The following is a 25,483-nucleotide window of genomic DNA, read 5'->3' on the forward strand; positions in this document are numbered from 1 at the left end:
AATCATTTTTTTCCTAAATCAATTAGATTTTCCTTTTTTAACTGCTCTAGAAAGGCAAGTACCTGCTCTTCACACTCTGATCTCTTCACTTCGTATTTAGAGATTAAGTTAGAAATTAAATTATTTATGGTAATTGGTGTTTCAAGTAGATCCCAGATTTCCCCACCTAATTTACCTAAATTATAATATCTACCATTTTTGATGCTCATTAACACTTTTTCTCCATCCATATCACTTGCAATGTTACCTTTTATTTGTGTTACTGTATTATCTGATAATATATTCTGTGCTTCTATCATTTAACATTCTCCTTGTATTGTTTCTAAAATTAATGAAACTAAATGATTAGCAGTGAAGCTAGATACAGGTCTTTGTAATTTATAAATTCCAATTTGTTTTATTATCTTGGAGGATTTTGCAAAATGCCATTCCATCAAGTCCAGTAATTCAATTAAAAAGTTTCGGTAGGTATGTGTAAATAGAGTCTGCAGTCTTTCAATACCTTCAATTTTTCTAAGGACAATCTCTTTTTTTTCAGTTTTCGAAAGTTCAAAAATACCAGCAAGAGGTATTGATTCCCTATAAAAACTGGATGCCACAGGTATAGCAAATTTGTTTTCTCTCTCAATTATTGGGCGATAATTTACCTGATCCATTCCAAATTCTTTTAAACTTTGTTCCCATAGCTTCTGTTGCGGATAAGAAGGTGTAACTATCGGTGTTTCATCTAGCTGAAAAGATATTGGAATTACATCATCACTTAACAACTTATATCCCTGATTAATAAAAGCAGAAGCCAGTGTTGATTTGCCTGCTCCAGAGTCCCCAATAATGGCATAAGCCTTACCATTAATTTCTATTGCACTTCCATGTAATGGAATTATCTTTCTCTGAATTAATATTGCCCCCATACAGGTTCCTAATAAGAACAGCCGTATTTTATCTTCGTCTGCACCAACAAAAGGTGATATATAAATTTCTCTTCCACCTTTAATATAAAAAATACCTGTATCTTGAATTTTAAACAAAACCATGTTTTCTTTGACTTTATATGTTTCATCGTCTAAAACAAACGCTTTCCATTCTTCTGATAAATCCTTAATTTGTATATTCACATCAATACTTTCATTCTGTTCATTCAAAAAAGTGAGTTCAGGAAGTTTGATATCACTTTTTATGTTTAATCCAAAAGCTTTGTAAAGGATTTTTTCACCAACAACTATCATTTTTTCACGCCCTAAAAATCTAAAATGGGTTCTAGAAAGCCCTTATACTGTCTGGGACGTTATAAGGGCACTTCAAGTCTACAATTATTTAGCTGTGTAATTCTGCCTTTTCATTATCAAACGGATCATAGACTGTAAAGTCAACACCTCCGTTATTAGCTCCTAACATTGTCATGTTAATGTTAAGTACTTCTAATTCTGGCTTTTTCCATTCTTTTTTCATATTATCACCTCCCTTCAATGTAAATGAAAATAATCAAAAAATGATAAACGTTCCTAATTAATAGTAAAAATATGGAAAATATCCATTAAACTGATCAAAGATTACAAAATCAACTACACCATCTTCTGCACCTATCAATGTTAACTTAATTTCAAGTACTTCAGACTCTAGTTTCTGCCCTCCTTTTTTCAGAATTAGCATCTACTTTATTCTAAACTGTTAAGAAACCTCATAACGATCAGACTTCTCATTAAAATTCTGATCTCAGGATTGAATGCATAATCACTTCTTGGTTTGTCTTTATATTTAAAAATTAAATTCCTAAGTAATTCAGTGTTTAAGAAATTGGAAATAGCGGGTTTATTAACCATTAGCTCAATCTCATCCATAAATAAATTCCATGAAGGGAGTATTCGATGTACCCAATCGGCCCCTTGAATTCCCCTTGTTTTTTGATTTAATCTAACGTTATCAGGCAAGTAATTTTGCGTTGCTCTTCTTACAAGAGATCGGCCAAATCCATCCTGGACGAATTGGTCTTCTGGTACAGTTAAACAAAATTTTATAACTCGTAAATCATTGGTAGGGTCACGATTCCATAAGGAATATCGTAATGATAGTTTGCTAGCAACTGTTCCATATGTATTCCAGTAAAGTCCCTTCTCAAACCACTCTTTCCTAACCATGAACACATCCGATTTGGTTAAACCATCAATATCATAATTTTTTTCTCTTAATTTACTATAAACCTTCGTTCGATGAGCAAATTCAGGACTAATTAAAACAGGGGGTTCGTATTTATTTTGTTTATTTGAAGCTAATATTTGATAAATCCCTGGATATGCTGTCTTTCCAATAACAGATACCAACCTTGATTTTCTTGCACCTGTCTTCTTGGAGTATTCATCTATTTCATGATATAGTCGTAATAATCTTAATCTTTTTAGGAGATGGGCGTAATACTCAGTAGCAAGTCCCCATGAAATGGTGAAATTACCACCGGCACCATTTAGTAGTACTCCTATATTTTTTTCATGCGCCTTTTCATAAGAGCCTTTTAACCAAAATGAATTTTCAGAGAATTTGTATGGCATCTCCATTATTTCAAGCATTTCATCCACTTCTGTTAAGGAACTTCTTCCTTCAAAATCCAAATAGTGATCATCTATATTTCCTACATGATTAACAATGGATTTAATAAAGGGTGTTTCATTAGCCACTCTATTTTTGGGTGTAAAATCAAAAAAATCACTAGGCGGAATATAACTAAAAGTATGCATTGGTTTATTTTTCTTTTTAAGCGTTTGAACGGCAAAGCTGACTACTGAACTAGAATCCAAGCCCCCACTAAGTTGGGCACCAACATTTTTATATGTTCTAGTTTTCTCGCTAACCGCCTTTTGGAATACATCACGAAATGCTTCTTCATATTCTTCATTTGACTTAAGTAATAGCTTCTTTCTAATGTCCAATGCATGAAACTTTTGGATATTAAATTTTGAACGATCAACTGAGATACTATGACCAGGAGGAATTTGTTTAATATTATAATAGATGGTTGCTGACGGATCTGCTGAATCTAACATATCCGGAATCACTAAAAACTCCGCAAGCCAACTCTCATTCAACTGTTTCCTAATATATGGAAGTGTAAACAATGGTTCGATTATCGTAGAAAAGGCAAACCTCTGTTGATCATGAAAATAATAAAGTGTTCTAGCACCAGTGAAATCCCTGGCACCAAATAATTTATTTTCTCTTGAATCCCAAATCATAAAAGCGAAATCTCCAACTAAGTAATTTGGAGCATCAGCCCCCCATTTATAATACGAATGTAGGATTAACTCACTATCAGTTATTGATTTCCTTTTTTCCAGATTAACTTGTAATCTCTCAAATAACTCTTCTCGGTTATCGATGATTACATCTGCGGTTATTGCACATTCTCTTTCACTATCATAGTACGGAAGCTTTTCATTGACTGATTCTGGAGTAATCCACTGTGCATGGCATCCCAGAAAGACATAATCTTCACACAAAACTTGAACATCATCTGCAGGGAATTTCTCTAATGAGTTCATTAAATTTCTTCCATGTTCCATATTTACTAGTTGTTTATTAAAATGAACAATCCCTACAATTGCACTCATTTGGCTCCTCCTGGTTTATTCAACCCAACGTAGTTTTAACAAATAACTAATATTTTAACCATTATATGTATTGATACTTTTCTTTTATATAGTATAATTTATACTCAAGGTAGCGAACCTTTTGTTCTTTATCAAGAACAACCTCTAGATATAAAATAACATTTCAGTATATTAGTGTCAATTAGCTATTTTAAAATTAAAGAAGTTTTTCTAATTCTCTTTTTATGATAGAAAAAAGGACCAATACTTCGAAATGTATTGGTCTCAAAAATTTAATTACTTCTATATTATTTTACCCTATATGCTTTTAAGTTAGATTTTATATACTCTAAATAATTTAGTGAATATGCATTAGCCTTCAATGCATCATTTGTACGGGCGTTGGCTGTTGACACAGATGTTGTACTGATTGCCTCACTCAATTTGCTTGATGCTAATACATTTTGCTGCTCTGCTAAAAGTACATAATTACGAAGAACATTTTGCTGGCTTGCAGGAATTTGTGTACCAGTATAGGCTCCAAGAAGCTCTTTTAATCTTGTAATTTTCACTTTAGCTTCATCATTAGCAGCTTTTGCCTTATTTAAATCTTCATTAATCAATTCTTTTGTCTGATTAGTACTAATCTTATTCAACGCAGCCTTAATGTTATCTTGAGTCAGTTTACTCTTATCCACAGCAACTGTGACGATTGGCATCATATCTTCAGACTGTTGACCAGGGTTGTTAATGGTAAAAGTAATAGTTTTTACTGTCTCATTTCCTGCGTGGTCTACTGAAGTTAATGTAATTGAGTGATTACCTACGGAACTTACTGCAGGAAGTGTTGTACTATCTCCGTTAGTTTTTACTTCTGCATTACTATCAATCTTATATGTGATATAACGAATTCCTGCTGCATCATCGCTAGATGAGAATATAACTGTGACAGGTGCAGTATAAGATGTAGCATTTGAAACACCTGATGTAGAAATTGTTGGTTTAACATTGTCTGTTGGCGATAGCGCAACATTTAAATCTGTTACAGGAGGCGGAATGTCAACTGCACGACTGGTTGTCGTTTCAAATCCAGGACGACTCACAACTACCCGATATTTTCCAGCAACTGCATCCCATCCATATCTTCCATCAATGCCAGTAATTTGAGGATTGGTAATAGGCGACATTCTGCCTGGATACGCTTCCTCACTCATATTTACCCATGTATCAACTTCCGGATCAAAGTACTGTAATATAACCTTTGCACCCGGTAAGCGCCAATCTTCCCCTTTATTTCCATTATAAATAAATCCGCTTGGATCAATTAATTGGATTGGGAATTCTAACGGAGTACCAGTCGTTCCATTAGCATATCGAGGAACTACCTTTATAGTCATTGGCGATTCCCATAAGCCTACTTGGCTTGGTGTAAATGTATGCTTCCAATCCACGCCATTTGTAGTATCCATTTCATGCTCATATCTTGTACCATCTCCATCTGTCGCAATCAACGTCACTCCAATAGCTCTTGGATTATCAAAGGCTGCATTTACCGTTAACGGACTAACCCGCCCAGCAATTGGTGTTCCATCATTAGAGGTGCCCTGGCTGCCACCAAGAGTAATATTAGTTGGTACAACTGGCTCTAATGCTTCTACTTGATATTCTGCAGTTGCAAAAGGTTCATTCGAACCATTTGTATATGCTTTTACTGTAATCGTATGTCGTCCTTGTGTTGTTGCTCTAAGACTCCATGCGGATTGAGTCGTTGAACCGCTATTTACAGTTCCTATAGAATGATCGGAATCATTATTAATAAGAGTGATTCCTGAATCTGCTTCAAGAACTAACCTTACATTATTTTGAGTTGTTTGAGTGTTATTTGTAAAATAAGAAATTATGTTAAAAGGAGCAGAAGACCATTCATCATATGTTAATCTTTGTCTTCCACTTAAAACAAGTGCCCTGTCTCCACCGACACCTGGTCTACCATAATAAGTAGTTATAATTTTTTGTTCTCCTGGTGCTAATGTTTTAGGGTCCCACCACATGCCTACGGCACTATCACCTGTTCTCATACCAGGTGTAACAGTATAGTCCCACTCAGTACCAGAAATTCTTCCCCAGTTTGTTATGGCAAATCGATCTGGGGCAGTAGCGTCACGTCCGCTCATAGAATATTGAGCACTTATATCTGGATTATTGAAGTTGTTGAACGCTTGCCAAAATGCAGGGACTGAACTTCCAGAATAATCCTTTTCATAATTGATAGATTCAACTTCTCCATTTCCCGGAACTTTAAATGGGGCTTGGTCATTTCCATCAACCATTGTATCCAACATCATTCTTAAACCAACATCATGGTTTTCCGTTCCTGTGTTTGTAATAATGTACCTAATCTGTAATGCATCAGGCAGACCTGTTGCCGGATTTATTCCGGCCTGTAAGACTTGCTTTACTGCTATGTCACCAGTTTTCCAAACAGATTCATTTTTTGTATTTCCATCATTATTAACTGGAGCTTGGGTAAACTGACCATCAGGCTGGTTACCATAGATTAGGGTATTCCCATCGACTTTTAACGTTGTAAAAGAGGTTCCTGGGCTTGATGGCCAACTATAAATGAGATTAAACCATCTTTCTGCACCCTCTTCTTTAAGTCCTGCATTGAATCTTCCATCAGAACCGACTTGAGCCTGGATAAAATCATTTCCTATGTTCCCACCATAAAGTGAGGCGATTGAAAATGTCCGGGCCTGTTTGGTAGGAAAAGGTTTTTCCTTAATGGTTTCCGTCTTTGGTTCTTCCGCCCCGTAAACCACACTTTGCATCGCGGATAACAATGCCAGTACAAAAACTAATGTTACAGATAACCGTTTTTTAAAACTACTCAACATTTAAAAATCCTCCTGCTCTCTAGTTTAATTCTCAACAAAAGCTTTTTATTTGACCTCTTCTTTTAGTACCCCCTCTTTATTTGTGTTCTTAATTAAGAACAATGTAATTATATTCCATTTATCACCTGAACTAAAACTAAATTATGTAGTCAAATACTATGAAAATAGCTGATATATCAACATCATTCGCCAACTTTCCCTAAATACTTACATGACATTTATGAAACTATTTATAGATATTAAAATAAAAAACAAATTTGACATAACACGAATTTTGTAGTAAATTTTATAAATAATCTAAATAATTGTTTTCTTATCAAGAGAGGTTGAGGGAAGGGCCCTGTGACACCTCAGCAACCTTCAATGTTTATTCTCATTGAAAAGGTGCTAAGTCCTGCAAATTTATTAATTTGCTAGATAAGAAGAATGACAGTGCGTTGTGCATACAAAAGTCTTCTTCTTATAAGAAGACTTTTTTTATTTATCAAAAAGCTTTATTACTCAATCGCGTTAATGTGAAAAATTATATTCATTTTTTATTACTAAGGAGTGTCCATCATGTACAAAATCGATACGAAACTTGCCCAAATAGGTAACCGAAGTGAAACAACTACTGGAACGGTTAACCCACCTGTATACTTTTCAACGGCCTTCCGCCATGAGGGTATTGGCCAATCAACTGGCTTTGACTATACGCGAACAGGAAATCCAACACGCCAGCTCCTTGAGAAAACAATTGCTGATTTAGAGAATGCGGATCAGGGATATGCATGCAGTTCTGGTATGGCGGCCATTCAACTGATTCTTGCACTATTTGAATCTGGTGATGAATGGATCGTCAGTGAAGATTTATATGGAGGCACCTACCGCCTATTAGAACAGGGATATAAAAAATGGGGCTTAACGACTCAATATGTGAATACCTGTTGTCCGGATGAGATTGAAAAGAAAATTACCCCGCAAACAAAAGCTATTTTCTTAGAAACGCCAACCAATCCGCTCATGCAGGAATCTGATATTGCGGCCGTTTCAAAAATTGCAAAGCAGCACGGATTATTATTAATCGTGGATAACACTTTCTATACTCCACTCCTGCAGCAGCCGATTACACTTGGTGCGGATATTGTTATCCACAGTGCAACGAAATACTTAGGTGGACATAATGACGTCCTTGCCGGCCTTGTTGTTGCAACTGGGAAAGAACTTTGTGAAGCATTGGCCTTCCACCATAACGGTGCTGGAGCGGTGCTAAGTCCCTTTGATTCTTGGTTATTAATGCGCGGAATGAAAACATTGTCCCTTCGGTTGGAACGACATGAAAAAAATGCAAAAAACATCGTCGAATTTCTTTCGGAGCATGATGCGGTAACAGATGTCCTTTACCCTGGCCGAGGTGGAATGGTTTCCTTTAGGATCAAAGACGAAACTTGGGTTAATCCATTTTTACAAGGTTTAAAGCTTATTAGTTTTGCGGAAAGTTTAGGTGGGACAGAAAGCTTTATTACCTATCCGGCAACACAAACACATGCGGATATACCAGAAGAAGTTCGTATTCAAGCAGGCGTTTGTAATCGGTTATTACGTTTTTCTGTAGGACTTGAGGATTCACAGGACATAATTGAAGATTTAGAAAAAGCATTTATCCATGTTCAAGAAGGAGCGATTGCCTAATGTCACACGATCAATATACCTTTGAAACCAGACTCCTTCATAATAAGCACAAAATTGATCCTGTAACTGGAGCGGTTAGTGTACCGATCCAACATGCATCAACCTTCCACCAATCGGACTTCGATCAGTTTGGCAAGTATGATTATGGCCGCAGTTTAAATCCGACAAGAGAAGCACTTGAAGATGTGATTGCAGAACTCGAAGGTGGAATCAAAGGATTTGCCTTTTCATCTGGGATGGCGGCCATTTCAACAGCGTTCCTCTTGCTTTCTGCAGGTGATCATATTGTTATTACAGAGGATGTGTATGGCGGGACATTTCGGATGGTCACGCAAGTTCTCACCCGACTCGGAATTGACCATACCTTTGTTGATATGACAAATTTAGAGGAAGTAAAAGAAGCTATTCAGCCGAATACAAAAGCGTTTTATGTAGAAACACCATCAAATCCATTAATGAAAGTGACTGACATACAAGCAATAAGCAACCTTGCAAAGGAGACGGGTGCATTAACATTCGTTGATAACACGTTCCTTACCCCTTCACATCAAAAACCATTAGAGCTAGGTGCCGATGTTGTCCTGCACAGCGCGACGAAATTTTTATCTGGCCATAGTGATGTTGTTGCTGGCCTTGCCGTCGTCAATGACGCAGACCTGGCGAAAAGATTAGGCTTTTTACAGAATGGATTTGGGGCCATCTTAGGCGTTCAAGATGCATGGCTAGTATTAAGAGGAATCAAGACACTGCACGTACGCTTGGAACAATCTCAAAATTCAGCTATCAGACTAGCAGAGTTTTTAAATGCACACCCGCTTGTTGATAAGGTCCATTATCCGGGACTGGAAAGTCACCCGCAATATCACATTCAGAAGAATCAAGCCGCTGGACCTGGAGCAGTCCTATCTTTTGAATTGGCAAATGAAGATGCACTTCGAACCTTTTTAGCAAACGTGGAAATACCTGTTTTTGCTGTCAGTCTTGGAGCGGTAGAATCTATTCTTTCTTATCCGGCAAAAATGTCCCATGCTGCGATGCCTCAAGAAGATCGAGAAAAGCGCGGGATTACCAATAGTCTTGTTCGTTTATCGGTTGGACTAGAAAATCCTGATGATTTGATAAAGGATTTTTCACAGGCTCTAGAACATGTTCGTAAGAATCAGTTGGTATTACAACAAGGAGAATCATCATGAGCTTTTTAGAAAAATTAAAAAATCAAATCTTAATCGCCGATGGCGCCATGGGAACTCTATTGTATTCCTACGGTAAGGATAGTTGTTTGGAGGAATTGAATCTTTCCCAGCCAGACCACATTCAATCCATCCATAAAGCCTATATTGATGCCGGAGCTGATGTGATTCAAACCAACACCTATGCAGCAAACTACCTTAAGCTGCAAAGGTACGGTTTAGAGGATTCCGTCAAGGAAATTAACAGTGCTGCTGTCCAATTGGCAAAACAGGCTGCTTCCAAGTCCAATACGTTCGTTCTTGGAACGATTGGCGGCAACCGCGGAGTCAAACCAGATTCAGTTTCGATTGAAGAATTAAAACGAAGTTTCCGTGAACAATTGTATTGTCTTCTTCTAGAAGGAGTAGATGGCCTATTGCTCGAAACCTATTATAATCTGGAAGAGCTTGAGACAATCCTAACCATTGCTAGAAAGGAAACAAAACTGCCAATCATTGCCCAGGTTTCTCATCAAGAGCCGGGTTTTTTACAAGATCGGACGCCTGTCAATGACGCCCTGCAACGACTAGAGGCGCTGGGGGCAGATGTAGTCGGACTTAATTGCCGTCTTGGTCCCCATCATATGTTATTAGCCTTGGAGCAGATCGAACTACCTAAACACGCCTTCTTATCTGCCTATCCAAACGCTAGTCTCCCTGCCTATACAGATGGTAAATTTCATTACGAGGGAGATGCCGATTATTTTCGAAATTCAGCACGGGCTTTCCGCAGCCAAGGCGTCAGGTTGCTCGGAGGCTGCTGCGGTACAACGCCAGAACATATTAAAGCCTTTGCAGCTGAATTAAAGAATAGTGTCCCGATTACTGAAAAAATAGTAAAATTAAAACCAAAGAGAATTATCGTTGATCAACTTTCTCCACAAAGGGAGTTCACTCCCCTTCATGAAATCGTGAAAGAAAGGCCATCGGTGATTGTAGAATTAGATCCTCCAAGAAAACTAGATACAACTAAGTTCTTCGAAGGAGCCAAAGCCCTAAAAGAAGCAGGAATTGATTCAATTACCTTAGCGGATAATTCTCTTGCAACGGTTCGTATATCAAACGAATCTTTAGGATATTTGGTGAAAGAAAAATTAGGAATGCGTCCGCTGATCCATATTGCTTGCCGTGACCGCAATATTATTGGCTTGCAATCCCATTTAATGGGGCTTCATACGCTTGGCATGAATGATGTTTTAGCGATTACAGGTGACCCTGCAAGAGTAGGTGATTTCCCTGGTGCTTCTTCTGTTTATGATGTTTCTTCTTTTGAATTGATCCAGATGATTAAACAATTAAATGAAGGCTTATCTTTTTCTGGAAAGGATTTGGGGCAAAAGACGTCTTTTAGTATTGCTGCAGCCTTTAATCCAAATGTTCGCTCTGTTGAAAAAGCGGTAAAGAGATTAGAGAAGAAGATACAGTATGGTGCTGATTATTTTATCTCCCAGCCAGTTTTTTCGGAGGAAAAATTAATCGAAGTCTATGAGCAGACCAAACATCTTGATGCACCTATTTATATAGGCCTTATGCCGCTGACAAGCAGTAAAAATGCCGAATTCCTTCATAATGAAGTGCCGGGAATCAAAATTGCTGATTCAATCCGGAACCGAATGGCAATGTTCAACGATAATCCCGAACAGGCAGCGCGTGAAGGAATTGAAATAACTAAATCACTTATCGATACTGCACTCGATTTATTTAACGGAATTTATTTGATTACCCCATTTTTACGCTATGAATTAACTGCTGAATTGGCGTTATATACTCGTCAGCGTTCAAGTGAATTGAGGAGGAGCAACTATGCCGAAAACACCATTTACTGAACAACTCAAAAAACGAATCCTCGTCATGGACGGGGCGATGGGAACAATGATCCAAGAAGCAAATCTGACAGCGGAAGACTTCGGCGGCGAGCAGTACGAGGGATGTAACGAGAACCTTGTTCTAACTGCACCCTCAGTTATTGCTAATATTCACCGTGAATATTTAGAAGCTGGGGCAGACATCATCGAGACAAATACGTTTGGGGCAACAAGCTTGGTCCTCGATGAATATGAACTTGGTTTTAAAGCTTATGAGATCAATAAAATCGCTGCCTTTCTCGCTGTGAAGGAAGCATACAAAGTATCAACAGATGAGTGGCCTCGATATGTGGCTGGATCGATGGGACCGACAACAAAAACATTAAGTGTCACGGGTGGAACTACCTTTGATGCCCTGGCAGCCTCCTATGAAGAGCAAGCGATTGGCTTAATCGATGGCGGTGTTGATTTACTACTGCTTGAAACAAGTCAAGATATGTTGAATGTAAAAGCAGGCTATGTTGGGATTGAGCGGGCGTTCGAAAAAACGGGGAAAACACTTCCGCTGTTTATTTCGGGAACAATTGAGCCAATGGGGACAACACTTGCAGGACAATCAATTGAATCGTTTTTTATCTCCGTTGAACATATGAATCCTGTTGCTGTTGGACTTAACTGTGCTACAGGTCCTGAGTTCATGCAGGACCATGTCCGCTCCCTTGCGGATTTGGCATCAACAGCTGTCAGCTGTTATCCGAATGCTGGTTTGCCTGATGAAGAAGGACATTATCACGAAACACCTGAGACGTTAGCGAAAAAGCTGGCTGATTTTGCTGCTCATGGCTGGCTGAATATTGTTGGCGGCTGTTGTGGAACGACTCCTGCCCATATAAGAGCCATCGCAGATGCGATGAAGGAATTCCAACCGAGAGAATTTAAACCAAAGGCCGTTCATATGGTCTCAGGTATTGAACCATTTATCTATGATGACCCTACACTAAGACCAATTATGGTCGGTGAACGGACAAATGTAATCGGCTCACGCAAATTCAAACGTTTAATCACGGAGGGGAAATTTGAGGAAGCGTCCGAGATCGCACGAGCCCAGGTAAAAGGCGGAGCACATGTGATTGACCTTTGCCTTGCCGACCCTGACCGTGAAGAAATGGTTGATATGGAAAACTTTATTAAAGAAGTGGTGAAAAAAGTTAAGGCTCCCCTTGTCATTGATTCAACCGATGAAAAGGTTATTGAACGGGCCCTTAAATACTCGCAAGGAAAAGCGATTATTAATTCGATTAATCTAGAAGATGGCGAAGAACGCTTTGAAGCAGTGGTCCCATTAATCCATCGCTACGGTGCAGCTGTGGTTGTCGGCACCATCGATGAGGAAGGCATGGGGGTAACGGCCGAGCAAAAACTGAAGATTGCGAAACGATCCTATGATCTGCTTGTCAATAAATATCGTCTAAAACCACAGGATCTCATTTTTGACCCGCTTGTGTTTCCTGTTGGGACCGGGGATGAACAATATATCGGTTCCGCCAAGGCTACGGTTGAGGGGATCCGGTTAATTAAGGAGCATTTACCAGAGGTACAAACAATCCTCGGCATTAGTAATGTTTCCTTCGGGCTTCCTCCAGTCGGAAGAGAAGTTCTCAATTCTGTATTCCTATACCACTGCACCCAAGCAGGACTAGATTATGCAATTGTTAATACGGAAAAACTAGAGAGATTTGCTTCCATTTCTAAAGAAGAAGTTCAATTAGCAGAAGCACTTCTTTTTGATACAACTGATGAGTCGCTGGCTACCTTTACGGAATTTTATCGCGGCAAAAAGAAAGAATCGAAATCCACTGTTCCAAATATGACTCTTGACGAGCGGCTCGCCTATTATGTGGTGGAGGGAACAAAAGAAGGATTACTGCCAGATTTAGACCTAGCCCTTGAAACCTACCCTGCCCCGCTGGATATTATTAATGGGCCATTAATGGAAGGGATGAAGGAAGTTGGCCGTCTCTTTAACGATAATCAGCTCATCGTTGCCGAGGTTCTTCAAAGTGCAGAAGTTATGAAAGCTGCCGTTTCGCATTTAGAGCCACACATGGAAAAAGGCGATGTGTCTGCTTCTAAAGGAAAAATCATTTTAGCTACGGTCAAAGGTGACGTTCATGATATTGGGAAGAACCTCGTCGATATCATCCTCAGCAATAATGGTTATGAAGTAATCGACCTTGGGATTAAGGTCAATCCAACCGATTTAGTCCAGGCGATTCAGCGTGAAAAACCAGACATGGTTGGCTTATCTGGCTTACTGGTAAAATCCGCACAGCAAATGGTGTTAACAGCACAGGATATGAAGGAATCCGGTATTGCCATCCCTATTCTGGTTGGAGGAGCAGCCCTTTCTCGGAAGTTCACTGATTCGAAGATTGCCAAGGAGTATGATGGACTTGTTCTTTATGCCAAAGATGCGATGACCGGTCTTTCGATTGCGAATCAATTGAATTCAGAAGAGGAAGTTCAGAAATTAATGCAAGAGAAAAATGAAAAATTAGAATCTCTAGCTATTCCTAGAGAGTTTGAGCGCCCTTCCTCTGTTTCCGTTGCTGTAAAACCGAAGCCAGCCGTGTCGACCCAGGTTCCTGTCTTTACGCCAATGGATACAAAGCGGCATGTCCTTAAATCATATTCCCTTTCTCATATTGAACCATATATCAATATGCAAATGTTGATTGGTCACCATCTTGGTGTGAAAGGGAAAATTGCCAGGTTATTAGCCGAAAAGGATGAAAAAGCGGTTAAGGTGAAAGAAGTCGTTGACCAGTTATTGACTGATGCGCGGGTAAACGGCTGGATTTCTCCAGCTGCTGCTTATCAATTTTTCCCAGCACAAGCGGATGGTAATAAAGTGCTAATCTTTAATCCAGAAAATCCAGACGAGGTCATTGAAACATTTGACTTCCCGCGTCAGGAGTCGGCACCACATCTTTGTTTAGCTGATTTCCTTAAGTCAGTGGACAGTGGGGAGAAAGATTATGTCGGCTTCTTTACGGTTACAGCTGGCAGAGGAATCCGTGAAAAAGCAGAGCAATTTAAGCAGGATGGACGCTTTTTAGAGTCTCATGCCCTCCAAGCGCTGGCATTAGAGACGGCGGAAGGTTTTGCCGAGTTAATTCACCGTCAAATGCGCGACCGTTGGGGCTTCCCAGATCCACTTGATTTCAGCATGCAGGATCGTTTTACGGCCAAATATCAAGGTCAGCGTTTTTCATTTGGCTACCCTGCTTGTCCAGAATTGGAGGATCAAAAGAAGCTATTTAAGTTGATTCAACCAGAGGAAATCGGCATTCAGTTAACAGATGGCTGTATGATGGAGCCAGAAGCTTCTGTTTCAGCCATCGTATTTGCCCATCCGGAGGCACGGTATTTTAATGTATTAAGATAGGATTTTTATTGAATTGCGCGGAGTTTTAAAAGCTCCGCGCATTTTTTTATCTGTATATACCTTCCTTGACAATTTTCAATAAATACACTATAGTTACCTAGGTAACTAATTAATCAAAAGAAGTTTGAGGTGTGCTACATAAATGAATAGCCACGAATTATTCCATACACTGCATCAGCTTTCACGGCACCTGACTAATACACTCAATGAAGCACTGAAACCTTTAGGTTTATACGGATCACAATGGTCCGTCATTTTTGTTTTACAATCCAAAGGTTCATTAACCCAAAAAGAACTTTGTGATTATTTATTCGTTGAAGCCCCACCGATGACACGCACCATTCAACGGCTTGTCAAGCAAGGATACGTTCGCCAGGTCCCAGGTAAGGACAAGCGCGAGAAACTGGTTCAATTAACAGATGCGGCATTGACGCTGTACCCAGAGTGGGAAAAAGCCGTCATAGAAAATAATCAATCATTATTGAAGCATCTTCCAGAAACATCACAGGAGGAGCTTTTTCATTTACAAAAAAGCTGGTTACAAAAGCTTTTATAAAAAGGAGCGATCATATGGATAAACCTAAATTATGGACGAAAAGTTTTATAAGTATTTCGTTAAGTAACTTTTTTCTATTTTTAACCTTTTATGTTTTACTCGTTACACTTCCTATATATGCAATCCAGGAATTTGACAGTAACGCTTCACAAGCGGGATTGATGACAACTGTGTTTTTGATTTCGGCGATTATCTCTCGTCCGCTTGCTGGACAATGGCTTGAAAAAGCGGGTCATAAAAAAGTCCTGCTTACTGCACTGATTGTTTTCTCAGGTGCCTCGATTTTATATTTCTTTCCAAAAACAATCCTTGGATTCTTGGCCATTCGTTTGTTACATGGGGTTGGTTTTGGCATGGCGACAACCGCTGCAGGGGCAATCGTAGCAGACCTTATTCCGATTTCGCGCCGTGGTGAAGGAATGGGTTATTTTATTATGTCAACCAATATGGCCATGGTGTTAGGGCCATTTATCGGCTTAACCTCCATTCAGCAGTGGGGCCCGGAAACTCTGTTCATTATTAGTGTCATTGTTGCGGTCGGGGCCTTGGTCACTGGATTAAGTGTAAAAGTTAAAGAAACAGAGGAAACTGTCCATCCGGTTGTACAGTCTGCCTTTTCAATCAAAAGCCTGTTTGAACCTTCGGCCGTTCCGATCGCCATTGTAGGCTGCTTTCTTGCCATCGTTTATTCAGCCCTTCTTTCTTTCGTATCTGTTTTCGCAACGGAAATACACCTTGCAGAGGTTTCCTCCCTTTTCTTTGTGGTCTATGCGATTGTTTTATTAATTTCACGGCCTTTTACCGGAAAATGGCTTGACCTGTATGGACCAAATGTAATTGTCTTTCCATCCATCGTATTGTTTGCGATTGGAATGTTGGTCTTAAGTCAAAGCGGCAGTGCGGTAACCTTTCTCCTTTCAGCAGGAATGATTGGTTTAGGCTGGGGAACGCTGTTTCCAACCTTCCAAACAATCGCGATCCAAGACGCTGCTCCACGAAAAAGAGGACTAGCTACTGCCACTTTCCTATCAATCTATGATATCGGGATCGCCTTGGGCTCGTTTGTGGTCGGATTAGCGGCCGCAAAAATGGATTATGGCTCTCTTTATTTCTTTTGTTCTTTCTATGTTCTTTTGGGTATTGTTCTTTATTATTTCCTTCATACCCGAAAACATGCTTCGTTTAAAGAACATAGCCAAAGAGAGGTAAATAACCTAAACTCGTAATGTACATGACCATCTATACCGCTTCAAACCAAGAACCTTCATTTCTAAACAGGGAATGTTGGTTCTTTTTATTTTGCGGACAGTGATATAGAGTTTGTTTATTAGAAAAATTCAAATATTTTATCGAAAGATAGGCAGTTGATTTTACATATCTTTCTATTTACGCTAATCTTATTTTGAAATCAATTTTTCAATATATGGGGAGGTAAATACTATGTTTGATGTATTAATTGTTGGTGCTGGACCTACTGGCGCAAGTGCGGCTCTTTTCACTGCGAAAGCTGGAAAGAAAACAGTGGTTATAGATAATGATAAGAGCGTGACAAAAAGAGCATGGATCGAAAACCATTATGGAGTGGCAGAAATTACTGGACCTGATCTTGTTGAAACTGGTAAAAAACAAGCAAGCAAATTTGGTGCAGAAATTGTTCAAGCTACTGTCTCAAATATCAGTAAAACAGAGGCTGGATTTAAAGTAGAAACAGATCAGGGTGAATATGAAGCAAAACATGTGATCCTTGCTACAGGAATGTCTGTTGATCTTGCGGAATCTGCCGGATTAACAACAAAGCCAGGAACTGAGCCACGAATCAAAGCAATTTTTGATGTTGATGCTTCAGGTAAAACAAATATTGACGGGATTTGGGCAGCTGGAACAGTTGCGGGTGTGAGCATGCACACTATCATTACTGCTGGCGATGGGGCCAAAGTGGCGATCAATGTTATCAGTGAAATTAATGGTGAACGCTATGTTGACCATGATGTTCTCAAAGCTTAAATAGGGATACATAAAGGAGGAAGTCAAATGGCTGTTAAGAAAATGGACCATGTCGGTGTATATGTTAATCACCTAGATGCCTCCCTAACCTTTTATCAAGAAGTGGTTGGTTTGGAGATAAAGGACAGGTTTACAATTGAAGACGGTTCGATTATACTAGCATTCCTTGGATTTAATGGTTCTGATGAAACTGAATTAGAATTAGTTCATGGAGGAAATCCTAATCTTCCAGCAGAAGGGAAAGTCAATCATATCGCCTTCCTGGTTGATGATATTGAAGAAGAATTCAACCGTTTACATGGTTTAAATGTAGTCTTTCTTAGTGATGAAATTGTGACACTTCCGAACGGGTATCGTAATTTCTTTGTACAAGGCCCCGATGGTGAAAAGGTCGAGTTTTTCCAGAGATAAGATTATATTAAAAAAAGGGACTCAGTGCGGATGGGTCCCTTTCTTTTATTGGACGCGTTCGAGGCTTTTCACCATAAAAATTGACAGGTTTAAACCTTCCTTTTAAAATTGGTTTAGCTTGATTATCAATAAAAAAGCGGAGCCTTTTATTTTTAATATTAAGGGGAAATTTTATGATCAAAAAAGACACAAATCTTAAACCCGTTGTCGCGGGTTTGCTGTTGGGGATTTTAATGTCAGCTATGGATAACACCATTGTGGCAACAGCGATGGCGACCATTGTAGCAGACCTCGGTGGTTTTGATAAATTTATTTGGGTCACCTCTGCCTATATGGTAGCTGTAATGGCAGGGATGCCTATTTTCGGTAAGCTTTCCGATATGTACGGACGGAAACGCTTTTTTATTTTTGGTCTGATTGTCTTTCTGATTGGATCGGCTTTGTGTGGTGTGGCCCAAGATATCATACAGCTTAGTATTTATCGAGCGATTCAAGGTATCGGCGGCGGGGCACTAATGCCAATCGCCTTTACCATCGTTTTTGATATCTTCCCACCCGAAAACCGTGGGAAAATGACTGGTTTACTGGGAGCTGTTTTTGGAGCATCCAGTGTATTAGGACCATTACTTGGTGCGTATATTACTGATTATATTAGTTGGCATTGGGTATTCTACGTGAATGTACCAATTGGTATTGTTTCGATCTTTTTAATTGTTCGTTACTACCATGAATCATTGCAGCATTCGAAGCAAAAGGTTGATTGGCTTGGCGCGATTACCCTGGTTATTTCTGTGGTTAGCTTAATGTTCGCGCTTGAACTAGGCGGAAAAGAATATGCTTGGGATTCTACCCCGATCATCGGGTTGTTTGCAAGCTTCTTCGTCTTTTTTGTAGCTTTCTTTATTGCCGAAATAAAGGCTGCTGAACCAATTCTGCCGCTTTGGCTGTTCAAAAGACGCTTATTTGCCACCTCGCAAATCTTATCGTTTTTATATGGCGGAACGTTTATTATCTTAACCGTATTTATCCCTATCTTTGTTCAAGCGGTCTACGGCGGGTCAGCTAAAAATGCAGGATTAATTTTGACGCCAATGATGCTTGGCTCTGTTGCGGGGAGTTCTGTCGGGGGGATTTTCTTAACGAAAACGTCCTACCGCAATTTGATGATTGTTTCGATTATTTCCTATGCTCTTGGCATGTATAGCCTTGGAACGTTGACAGTTGATACAGCCCGCTGGTTGCTGACCATCTATATGATTTTGGTTGGCTTTGGGGTTGGATTTTCATTCTCCTTGTTGCCGACGGCATCAATGCACAATTTAGAACCGCAAAATCGCGGCACAGCCAACTCTACGAACTCATTTTTGCGGTCGTTTGGAATGACACTTGGCGTAACGGTTTATGGCACCCTGCAAAACAACTTGTTTGCTGATAAATTAAAAGAAGCATTCAAAGGTATGCAAGGGGCAGGAGATTTTAAAATGGGCGATCCACGCCAAATCTTCCAAGCGAGTGAACGCTCGAAAATCCCTGACTTTATCTTGGATAAAATTATTGCAGCGATGTCCGCTTCGATTACACATACCTTTTTACTAACACTAATTCCAATTGGGATTGCGGCGGTTACGATCTTTTTCATGGGCAATGCCCGAGTGGTTGTCAGTAAAAAAACTGGCAATGGATAATGAATATGCACTTGGGCGATGTTCCGATCGTTCCCCAAGTGCTTATTTTTGTTGCTTTTCTGCAAACTTACCGGCGATTGGATAAAATAGGGATTTGCTCATTAACTACTGAAATTCGCTCATTGAAACCCGGGAATCGCTCATTAACTACTGAAATTCGCTCATTGAATTCCGACCACTCGCTGAGAGAATTATATTAGAAAAATATTTTACAAGAATCGATAAAATTCGGCAGGAATTTCAATCCACATATTAGAATTTTATACTTAAAATGAGAGGAGTGATAATTTTGGTAATAAAAGAAAGGACAAAACCATTAATTTTGCTTATTTTAGAGGCTTTAATACGGCGTCTTCCCCCCAGCCACCCAAAGTATCAGCAAATTTTAGAAGAGCATGGGCGGAGGCAGGCTGGTTACATAGGAGAGAAATCACTCGATTACTATTACCGTGAACTGCCGCATCAAAAATATATGATCCTCCACGATTTAAACCTTCCTGATGGCGACTATAACTGCCAAATTGATACCCTTCTTTTAACACCTGAATTCGCCCTAGCAATTGACGTCAAAAATATGGCTGGAAAGTTAATCTTTGATACGGAAAATGAACAGTTTATTCAAATCAATAATGGGAATGAAAAAGGATACCCCTATCCGATTGCACAGGCGGAAAGGCATCAAAAGTACTTGCAGAAACTTCTAGCTGCAAATCATTTTCCTCCCCTTCCGGTCGAATATTTAGTAGTGATCAGTAATAGTTATACTTCCTATGCAGTTACAGGAAAAAATGCCCACAAAATAAAACCGCGAGTATGTAAGGCCGATGTCTTCTTAAACAAAATTACCCTTTTAGAAAAACAATATTCGAAACCGCTACTGACCTCTAAGGAACTCAAGAAGCTTTGCCGCCTCCTAGTGAAAATGAATACCGTTCCGACAAGCTATGTACTAAATAAGTACGGTATTCAAAAATCAGACTTGTTAACAGGTGTCCACTGTCCTACCAACTCTAACCATTCCCTCATTCGTAAAAAACAAAATTGGTATTGCCCTTCCTGCGATGCTTTTTCAAAAGATTCACATATTAACGCACTGAAGGATTATTTTCTGCTGTTTGGTCCGACGATAACCAATAAGCAGTTTCGGGAATTTGCTCATATAAAATCACGTGATGTGGCAAAAAGGATACTTTTATCTTGTAATCTTCAATGCCTTGGAAAGTACAGAGCACGGTACTACGCCCCTAAGAAGTTCCCTTGGTGAGTTTTTAATTACTTTCTAACAAGATAAACTGCGATTCGCTCATAAAGTATTAAGATTCGCCCATTGAACATGGAAATCGCTCGATGATTGATGGAATTCGCTCATTAAACACCGAAATTCGCCCAAAAGCTAAAATATGCAACTCTTAGATTTCCCATTTCAGAGAAAAAACCAATAAAGGACACCTAATTTAGGTGTCCTCAATCAATAACTCACGATTTATACCTCAATATCTTTCCCTTCCTCAACAACATGGAACAATAAATGGGCTAAGTGATGAATCGGGCCGTATTCTTCCTGATCCTCGTCGTCTGGTTCTTCGTTAAATTCCATATCATTTAAGAACAGTGCCATGAATTCGTAAAAGTCCTTCAATTGGAAAGAATAGCAGCCGACTGGGTCTTCATTGTCTTCTTCATAATGCAATATCATGTAGGAGAGGTCCCCGTCCACATCTTCTGCATCAAAAAACACAAATAGACCAATGTTTGTGTCGAGCTCGAAAAGATGCCTTGTTCCACCTTCTGTTGCTTTCGTGAAATCGTCCTGGCTTAGTTTCTGAATTTGCATGCTATCTACATTATCTTCTTGATGGAATCCGACAACAAATGATTTCATGTTTTTCTCCTTCTTTCACTCCAAAAATAAAAAACACATATTATTAGCATGTCCTAATACAATAAAAAAATCCCTGATAGGTTCAGGGATTTACAATCAGCCAATCGGCGGTTGAATTGGATGGTTTAACACATTATCTTCTGCCGAAATGGCCACATCATATGTAGTTGAAACTTTTACATCTTTCGTGGTCGCGAAAAGTGCAATCAGTGAGATTGAAAACAATAGGACAACAAACTTTTTCATTGAAATTGCCTCCTAAACCTAAATTATTTTATTTAAATATTTTACGGCATCGATCGCCAGACCCTTTTGAGTATAATAGTCGGCAAGTATTTTATAAAAATGGGTTAAGTCTTCACTATGCTCATTTTCCTCTTCCAGGTAGGGAATGACCTTCCCTTCCAAATATTTAAATGCTTTTACAGGAGATGTTAGAAGAAGGAGATAATAGTCTGCTAAGATTCGGTATTTTTTTACGGATAGTTCTTTTGAGAGAAGGTTTACTTCTTGGAAACAAAGCTTTGCTTTCTCTAATGATTTAAGTGAATGGTGAAGTTCCCCAATCGCATATAACGTGACTAGGTAGTGCTGGTTTTTGTTTGGCTGCAGGGCCAAACTCTTTTCATAATAGTATAGTGCTTTCTTTGCATTATTCATTTTAAATTGCAAATGGCCCATATTATGATAGATTTGGGGAAGTAATTTATCTTTTCGCAGTAATTCTGCATTGCGGATTAAGTGTTGAAAACACTCTTGTGCTTCTTCGTAAATATTGGAATGGGTATAATTAATACCTAACAGCATAAGTGTGTGGAGTATTCTGATGAAGTTGTGCTGATTCATGAATAATTGCAGTGCCATTTTTCCAAAATGGATGGCATGTCCTGAAAGCTCCAGTGAACTTTTTACAAGCGCTCGATGGTACAAAAATTCACCACTTGTTGTTTCTTTATTGTTTTCTGTATGTAAGGCATCGAGGATTTCATCCGCCGTTTGAAATTGACCCTTCCACATTAAGAATATCGCATTATAATAGCGAAATAAATAGTCTTCATGTTGGGAAAAATTTTTCTTTTGCTTATATAAAAGCGCTCGTTGACCATCTGCTTCATCCACTTGGCCTTTAAAGATTAAATAACGGAACTTATATAGTTCGTAGATATAAATATATTGAGAGAATGGAATTAGATGTTCAATCTCCTTAAGTTTTTGATAATATTCTTCTATTTCATCTCTAAGATAAAAGTTAATCTTCTCGTCAAGTCCTTTTAATAAGGATTTAATTTCTTCCTCTTGCTCCTCCATCTCTTCGAGTCCGATATTTAAACGCTTTAGTAATAGAGCAATCGTCCCTTGATTTGCTTCTTTTGAGTTGTTTTCAATTTTACTTAAATGCGGGACAGAACAAATTCCTTTAGAAAGCTCTGCCTGTGTTATTCCTCTTTGCGTTCGATAGAATTTAATCAGGGCTCCAAATTCCATATTGCCACCAGACTATGCCTTTCCTTTTTTTACTATTTTACAACAATATGAGATTTTCACATAGATACTTTTCAGATTATTAAAAAATATTACTTTTAGAGCCCCAAAAAACTTGGGAAAGTTTTTTAAAACGGTAAAAAACCAGCCCCTAAAAGGACTGGTCTCTAAAAATATTTCTTTTTCCAAAAAACAAAAGCTGTTAAACTCGTTAAAAATGCCGAGATTACTAGTGGTATGGCATACGAATGGGTAGCGTGCTGCAAAGGTATATCAACATTCATCCCGTAAAAGCTTGCCACCATTGTTGGGAAGGATAAGATAATGGTAATCGAAGTTAAGAATTTCATGACGATGTTTAAGTTATTGGAAATAATGGATGCGAAGGCATTCATCATTCCGGTTAAAATGGATCGATAGGTTTCGGCCATCTCAATCGCCTGTGTTTTTTCAATAATCACGTCTTCTAATAAGTCCTTGTCTTCTTCATACATTTTTAGATAATTAAATCGCAGAATCTTATCGAGGACAACCTTATTTGACTTTAACGAAGTTGTAAAATAAACCAAACTTTTTTCTAATGCTAGGAAAGCGAACAACTCTTTATTTTTTAATGACTGATGAACAACATGTTCAATTTCATTTGTTTTCTTATTAATTTGTTTTAAGTAACGTAAATAGTACGAAGAAATAACGAACAATATTTGCAAAGCAAAACGGGTCTTTTTAAAGGTAAAAAACTCTTTTACTCTGTTTTTCCGAAATTCTTCTAAAATGGGGGTATCTTTTAAGGAAACTGTAATGATACAGTCATCTGTTAGAATAATGCCGATCGGGATCGTTTCATATCCAGCAAAGCCATTTTCATCATGAACGATATAGGGAAAATCGACAATGATATACACTCGGCCATCGTCTCGTTCAATCCTCGGACGTTCCTCATCATCGAGAGCATCTTTAATGATATCTACATCGACTTGGGCTTCCATGGACACCTTATTGATTTCTTCTTGGGTTGGGGAATACATATTAACCCAGCACCCTTTTGATATAACATCAACCGTTTCTAAAACTTTTGTCTCTGTACTTTTAAAAATTTCCAGCATGACTTAACCTCCTCACTCACTTTGTTCGAGGAAGCCAACAACCTTTTCTAGAGTTGATATTCTTGCTATTCATTTCAATCCATTCAAAGATCACATTGACTTCCCCACACCTACTACTTGGGTCCGGGTCTACGGAATAACTCAAAAATATCAACTCCCTCTAACTTTTTATATTTCCTATCCTATCATAAACCCTATTCACTGAAAGTACAAAGGAGTTTTTCTAAATTTATTCATCTTCTGCAAAAAAAGGATTTAAATGGATCAAAACTTCCTGAATGTTATCGTTCTTATCCATCAGTTTTTGTTTGATTGCTTTTGCCAAATCATGTCCCTGCTTGATGGTTTTATAATGATCGATCGAGATGCGCAAATCTACCAATACATAATGACCAAGTTCTCTCGCTCTAATTCGGTCAATTCGTTTTACATCATTGAATTCCTTCACAACTGCAACGTATTCTTGCAGTGTCTCAGTATCAATGTTCCGCTCCAATAAAATATCAAATGCCTCGGTTAACATTTCCTTAGCGATTTTAAAGATTAAATAAGCGACAAAGATACTGGCCGCCTTATCCCCGTATAATAAAAAGTGAATATCAAAACGGCTGCCAGCAATTGAGAGCAGCACCCCGATTGCAGCCGCAATCGACGCCACAATATCGGCTTTGTGATCAAATGCAATGGCCTCAATGGCTTTACTCTTATTTTCTTTTGCTACTTTTAACGAACTTCGATACAAAATAATCTTAGTCACATAGGAAAAGAGGGCCACCCACATCGCCAGAAAACTCGGTGATTCCACTTCATGAAAGAAACCGCTAATTCCTTCATAAACCACATAAATGGCAACAAGAAAAAGCAAGATCCCGATAACCCCAGAAACTATGACTTCTGCCTTTCCATGTCCATATGGATGTTCGTCATCTGCTGGCTTATTAGCAATTTTTATGACTAACAAGACTATTACTGAAGCAAACACATCTGCAGCGGAATGAATCCCATCAGCGAAAACTGCGTCACTATTTCCAACCCACCCAATGATTATTTTTCCTAAAGTAAGAATAATGTTACTGATTACACTAATCCAGGCCACTTTTTTAGCCAAGGTTTCTCTCAATTCCATAAATACGTAAACCACCTTTAAAAATACCTCTAGAAAGCATAGTAAATGCCACCATAATGGATCTAGAGAAAAAGTCTTGCCTGCTACAAGCTATGTTGTAGTCTGGCAAATTATGTAAGTAATTATCCTTCCTGGCCATCCATTTCTTCTTTCACCATTTCGACTTCTTCAACAACAGATATTTTGTTAATTTGGTCATGAAGAAAATGGAACGCCTGGTCTAATTCTTCACGTGTTGGAAACTCATTTTTTTTGTTCATTATAGTACCTCCATTGCAGATTTATTTTTTATTAGGAGTAATCCTGTTAAAAAAAGAAAAAAATACCCTTGTATCAAACATTGAAAGGGAGGAATACAGGATGGACAATAAGAATCAGAAAGCAAATCCAAAGAAAGAATTGGCAGGAAGTTTCTATCATCCAAGTTATTATCAAGAAACAGATGATCTATCTGCCGGAATAGCAACTACACATGAGCAAGCCAGTGACACATATACTGAAGGTGAAATTGGTGCGGTAATTGATGATGTAAACGGTAAGGATATACCAATACCGCAAAAAGGCTACGATAAATAATAAAACCAGAGAAAACAGCTCTCGCTC

Annotated in this window: 22 protein-coding genes and 1 riboswitch; of the genes, 11 read left to right on the top strand and 11 right to left on the bottom strand. The window is 38.7% G+C overall.

All coding sequences use genetic code 11. From position 1 onward, the window contains the following. Window positions 1-2 precede the first annotated feature (2 nt). From M3610_RS07375 to M3610_RS07395, 5 genes are all read right to left on the bottom strand, one after another. On the bottom strand, window positions 3-299 hold the full coding sequence (locus M3610_RS07375) for a lasso peptide biosynthesis PqqD family chaperone (RefSeq protein ID WP_251457851.1): 297 nt from the start codon (window positions 297-299) through the stop codon (window positions 3-5). Next, complete coding sequence (locus M3610_RS07380; protein ID WP_251457854.1) at window positions 300-1,226, bottom strand: phosphoenolpyruvate carboxykinase (ATP); 927 nt, start codon at window positions 1,224-1,226, stop codon at window positions 300-302. It lies immediately after the preceding gene. Between the two features lie 88 nt (window positions 1,227-1,314). After that, complete coding sequence (locus M3610_RS07385; RefSeq protein ID WP_251457857.1) at window positions 1,315-1,449, bottom strand: paeninodin family lasso peptide; 135 nt, start codon at window positions 1,447-1,449, stop codon at window positions 1,315-1,317. 206 nt (window positions 1,450-1,655) lie between these two features. Further along, the gene (locus tag M3610_RS07390) at window positions 1,656-3,599 is read right to left on the bottom strand and encodes an asparagine synthase-related protein (RefSeq protein WP_251457860.1); all 1,944 of its coding nucleotides are present in this window, start codon (window positions 3,597-3,599) and stop codon (window positions 1,656-1,658) included. A 287-nt stretch (window positions 3,600-3,886) separates the two neighbouring features. Continuing rightward, on the bottom strand, window positions 3,887-6,475 hold the full coding sequence (locus tag M3610_RS07395) for a hypothetical protein (protein WP_251457863.1): 2,589 nt from the start codon (window positions 6,473-6,475) through the stop codon (window positions 3,887-3,889). Window positions 6,476-6,785: 310 nt separating this feature from the next. Further along, a riboswitch (SAM riboswitch) is annotated at window positions 6,786-6,899 on the top strand. 134 nt (window positions 6,900-7,033) lie between these two features. Between M3610_RS07395 and M3610_RS07400 the strand changes: the two genes are divergently transcribed. The 10 genes from M3610_RS07400 to M3610_RS07445 all read left to right on the top strand — a co-directional run bounded on the left by M3610_RS07400 (window position 7,034) and on the right by M3610_RS07445 (window position 20,548). Then, the gene (locus M3610_RS07400; protein WP_251457866.1) at window positions 7,034-8,146 is read left to right on the top strand and encodes a methionine biosynthesis PLP-dependent protein; all 1,113 of its coding nucleotides are present in this window, start codon (window positions 7,034-7,036) and stop codon (window positions 8,144-8,146) included. Further along, window positions 8,146-9,339: a cystathionine beta-lyase gene (gene metC / locus M3610_RS07405; RefSeq protein ID WP_251457869.1), complete on the top strand. Its 1,194-nt coding sequence runs from the start codon at window positions 8,146-8,148 to the stop codon at window positions 9,337-9,339. Before M3610_RS07400 ends, metC begins: the two co-directional genes overlap by 1 nt. Beyond that, window positions 9,336-11,201: a bifunctional homocysteine S-methyltransferase/methylenetetrahydrofolate reductase gene (locus M3610_RS07410; protein WP_251457872.1), complete on the top strand. Its 1,866-nt coding sequence runs from the start codon at window positions 9,336-9,338 to the stop codon at window positions 11,199-11,201. Before metC ends, M3610_RS07410 begins: the two co-directional genes overlap by 4 nt. Next, complete coding sequence (gene metH, locus M3610_RS07415; RefSeq protein WP_251457875.1) at window positions 11,179-14,628, top strand: methionine synthase; 3,450 nt, start codon at window positions 11,179-11,181, stop codon at window positions 14,626-14,628. Before M3610_RS07410 ends, metH begins: the two co-directional genes overlap by 23 nt. Before the next feature lie 142 nt (window positions 14,629-14,770). Further along, complete coding sequence (locus M3610_RS07420; protein ID WP_251457878.1) at window positions 14,771-15,184, top strand: MarR family winged helix-turn-helix transcriptional regulator; 414 nt, start codon at window positions 14,771-14,773, stop codon at window positions 15,182-15,184. Window positions 15,185-15,198: 14 nt separating this feature from the next. After that, window positions 15,199-16,410, top strand: coding sequence for an MFS transporter (locus M3610_RS07425; protein ID WP_251457881.1), 1,212 nt, complete (start codon window positions 15,199-15,201; stop codon window positions 16,408-16,410). Between the two features lie 214 nt (window positions 16,411-16,624). Beyond that, window positions 16,625-17,188 carry an NAD(P)/FAD-dependent oxidoreductase gene (locus M3610_RS07430; protein WP_251457884.1) on the top strand — a complete coding sequence of 188 codons (564 nt, stop codon included), beginning with the start codon at window positions 16,625-16,627 and terminating at the stop codon, window positions 17,186-17,188. Window positions 17,189-17,215: 27 nt separating this feature from the next. Beyond that, window positions 17,216-17,599, top strand: a complete 384-nt coding sequence (locus M3610_RS07435; protein ID WP_251457887.1) for a VOC family protein — start codon at window positions 17,216-17,218, stop codon at window positions 17,597-17,599. Window positions 17,600-17,772: 173 nt separating this feature from the next. Next, the gene (locus M3610_RS07440) at window positions 17,773-19,284 is read left to right on the top strand and encodes an MDR family MFS transporter (protein ID WP_251457889.1); all 1,512 of its coding nucleotides are present in this window, start codon (window positions 17,773-17,775) and stop codon (window positions 19,282-19,284) included. Window positions 19,285-19,573: 289 nt separating this feature from the next. Next, entirely contained in the window at window positions 19,574-20,548 is a 975-nt protein-coding gene (locus M3610_RS07445) for a nuclease-related domain-containing protein (protein ID WP_251457892.1), read from the top strand. Between the two features lie 219 nt (window positions 20,549-20,767). On the opposite strand, the gene M3610_RS07450 is transcribed toward M3610_RS07445, so the two are convergent. From M3610_RS07450 to M3610_RS07475, 6 genes are all read right to left on the bottom strand, one after another. Beyond that, complete coding sequence (locus tag M3610_RS07450) at window positions 20,768-21,166, bottom strand: cytosolic protein (RefSeq protein WP_098572794.1); 399 nt, start codon at window positions 21,164-21,166, stop codon at window positions 20,768-20,770. A 96-nt stretch (window positions 21,167-21,262) separates the two neighbouring features. Further along, window positions 21,263-21,412: a hypothetical protein gene (locus tag M3610_RS07455; RefSeq protein ID WP_251457894.1), complete on the bottom strand. Its 150-nt coding sequence runs from the start codon at window positions 21,410-21,412 to the stop codon at window positions 21,263-21,265. 18 nt (window positions 21,413-21,430) lie between these two features. Next, window positions 21,431-22,651 (bottom strand): tetratricopeptide repeat protein, encoded by a 1,221-nt coding sequence (locus M3610_RS07460; RefSeq protein WP_251457896.1) that lies wholly within the window; start codon window positions 22,649-22,651, stop codon window positions 21,431-21,433. A 164-nt stretch (window positions 22,652-22,815) separates the two neighbouring features. Further along, a complete protein-coding gene (locus M3610_RS07465) occupies window positions 22,816-23,754 on the bottom strand; it encodes a magnesium transporter CorA family protein (RefSeq protein WP_251457899.1) in 939 nt (312 codons plus the stop codon). A gap of 229 nt (window positions 23,755-23,983) precedes the next feature. Then, the gene (locus M3610_RS07470; protein WP_251457902.1) at window positions 23,984-24,880 is read right to left on the bottom strand and encodes a cation diffusion facilitator family transporter; all 897 of its coding nucleotides are present in this window, start codon (window positions 24,878-24,880) and stop codon (window positions 23,984-23,986) included. 122 nt (window positions 24,881-25,002) lie between these two features. After that, window positions 25,003-25,140: a hypothetical protein gene (locus M3610_RS07475; protein WP_180230043.1), complete on the bottom strand. Its 138-nt coding sequence runs from the start codon at window positions 25,138-25,140 to the stop codon at window positions 25,003-25,005. 100 nt (window positions 25,141-25,240) lie between these two features. On the opposite strand from M3610_RS07475, the gene M3610_RS07480 reads away from it, so the two are divergent. After that, window positions 25,241-25,456 (top strand): YozQ family protein, encoded by a 216-nt coding sequence (locus M3610_RS07480; RefSeq protein ID WP_098572791.1) that lies wholly within the window; start codon window positions 25,241-25,243, stop codon window positions 25,454-25,456. Window positions 25,457-25,483: the final 27 nt, after the last annotated feature.

It is taken from the genome of Neobacillus sp. MER 74 (genome assembly GCF_023714155.1).

Bases quoted from the DNA above. Each gene is read 5' to 3' on its own strand.
- M3610_RS07375 (WP_251457851.1), bottom strand. From the start codon at position 299: ATGATAGAAGCACAGAATATATTATCAGATAATACAGTAACACAAATA.
- M3610_RS07380 (WP_251457854.1), bottom strand. From the start codon at position 1,226: ATGATAGTTGTTGGTGAAAAAATCCTTTACAAAGCTTTTGGATTAAAC.
- M3610_RS07385 (WP_251457857.1), bottom strand. From the start codon at position 1,449: ATGAAAAAAGAATGGAAAAAGCCAGAATTAGAAGTACTTAACATTAAC.
- M3610_RS07390 (WP_251457860.1), bottom strand. From the start codon at position 3,599: ATGAGTGCAATTGTAGGGATTGTTCATTTTAATAAACAACTAGTAAAT.
- M3610_RS07395 (WP_251457863.1), bottom strand. From the start codon at position 6,475: ATGTTGAGTAGTTTTAAAAAACGGTTATCTGTAACATTAGTTTTTGTA.
- M3610_RS07400 (WP_251457866.1), top strand. From the start codon at position 7,034: ATGTACAAAATCGATACGAAACTTGCCCAAATAGGTAACCGAAGTGAA.
- metC (WP_251457869.1), top strand. From the start codon at position 8,146: ATGTCACACGATCAATATACCTTTGAAACCAGACTCCTTCATAATAAG.
- M3610_RS07410 (WP_251457872.1), top strand. From the start codon at position 9,336: ATGAGCTTTTTAGAAAAATTAAAAAATCAAATCTTAATCGCCGATGGC.
- metH (WP_251457875.1), top strand. From the start codon at position 11,179: ATGCCGAAAACACCATTTACTGAACAACTCAAAAAACGAATCCTCGTC.
- M3610_RS07420 (WP_251457878.1), top strand. From the start codon at position 14,771: ATGAATAGCCACGAATTATTCCATACACTGCATCAGCTTTCACGGCAC.
- M3610_RS07425 (WP_251457881.1), top strand. From the start codon at position 15,199: ATGGATAAACCTAAATTATGGACGAAAAGTTTTATAAGTATTTCGTTA.
- M3610_RS07430 (WP_251457884.1), top strand. From the start codon at position 16,625: ATGTTTGATGTATTAATTGTTGGTGCTGGACCTACTGGCGCAAGTGCG.
- M3610_RS07435 (WP_251457887.1), top strand. From the start codon at position 17,216: ATGGCTGTTAAGAAAATGGACCATGTCGGTGTATATGTTAATCACCTA.
- M3610_RS07440 (WP_251457889.1), top strand. From the start codon at position 17,773: ATGATCAAAAAAGACACAAATCTTAAACCCGTTGTCGCGGGTTTGCTG.
- M3610_RS07450 (WP_098572794.1), bottom strand. From the start codon at position 21,166: ATGAAATCATTTGTTGTCGGATTCCATCAAGAAGATAATGTAGATAGC.
- M3610_RS07455 (WP_251457894.1), bottom strand. From the start codon at position 21,412: ATGAAAAAGTTTGTTGTCCTATTGTTTTCAATCTCACTGATTGCACTT.
- M3610_RS07460 (WP_251457896.1), bottom strand. From the start codon at position 22,651: ATGGAATTTGGAGCCCTGATTAAATTCTATCGAACGCAAAGAGGAATA.
- M3610_RS07465 (WP_251457899.1), bottom strand. From the start codon at position 23,754: ATGCTGGAAATTTTTAAAAGTACAGAGACAAAAGTTTTAGAAACGGTT.
- M3610_RS07470 (WP_251457902.1), bottom strand. From the start codon at position 24,880: ATGGAATTGAGAGAAACCTTGGCTAAAAAAGTGGCCTGGATTAGTGTA.
- M3610_RS07475 (WP_180230043.1), bottom strand. From the start codon at position 25,140: ATGAACAAAAAAAATGAGTTTCCAACACGTGAAGAATTAGACCAGGCG.
- M3610_RS07480 (WP_098572791.1), top strand. From the start codon at position 25,241: ATGGACAATAAGAATCAGAAAGCAAATCCAAAGAAAGAATTGGCAGGA.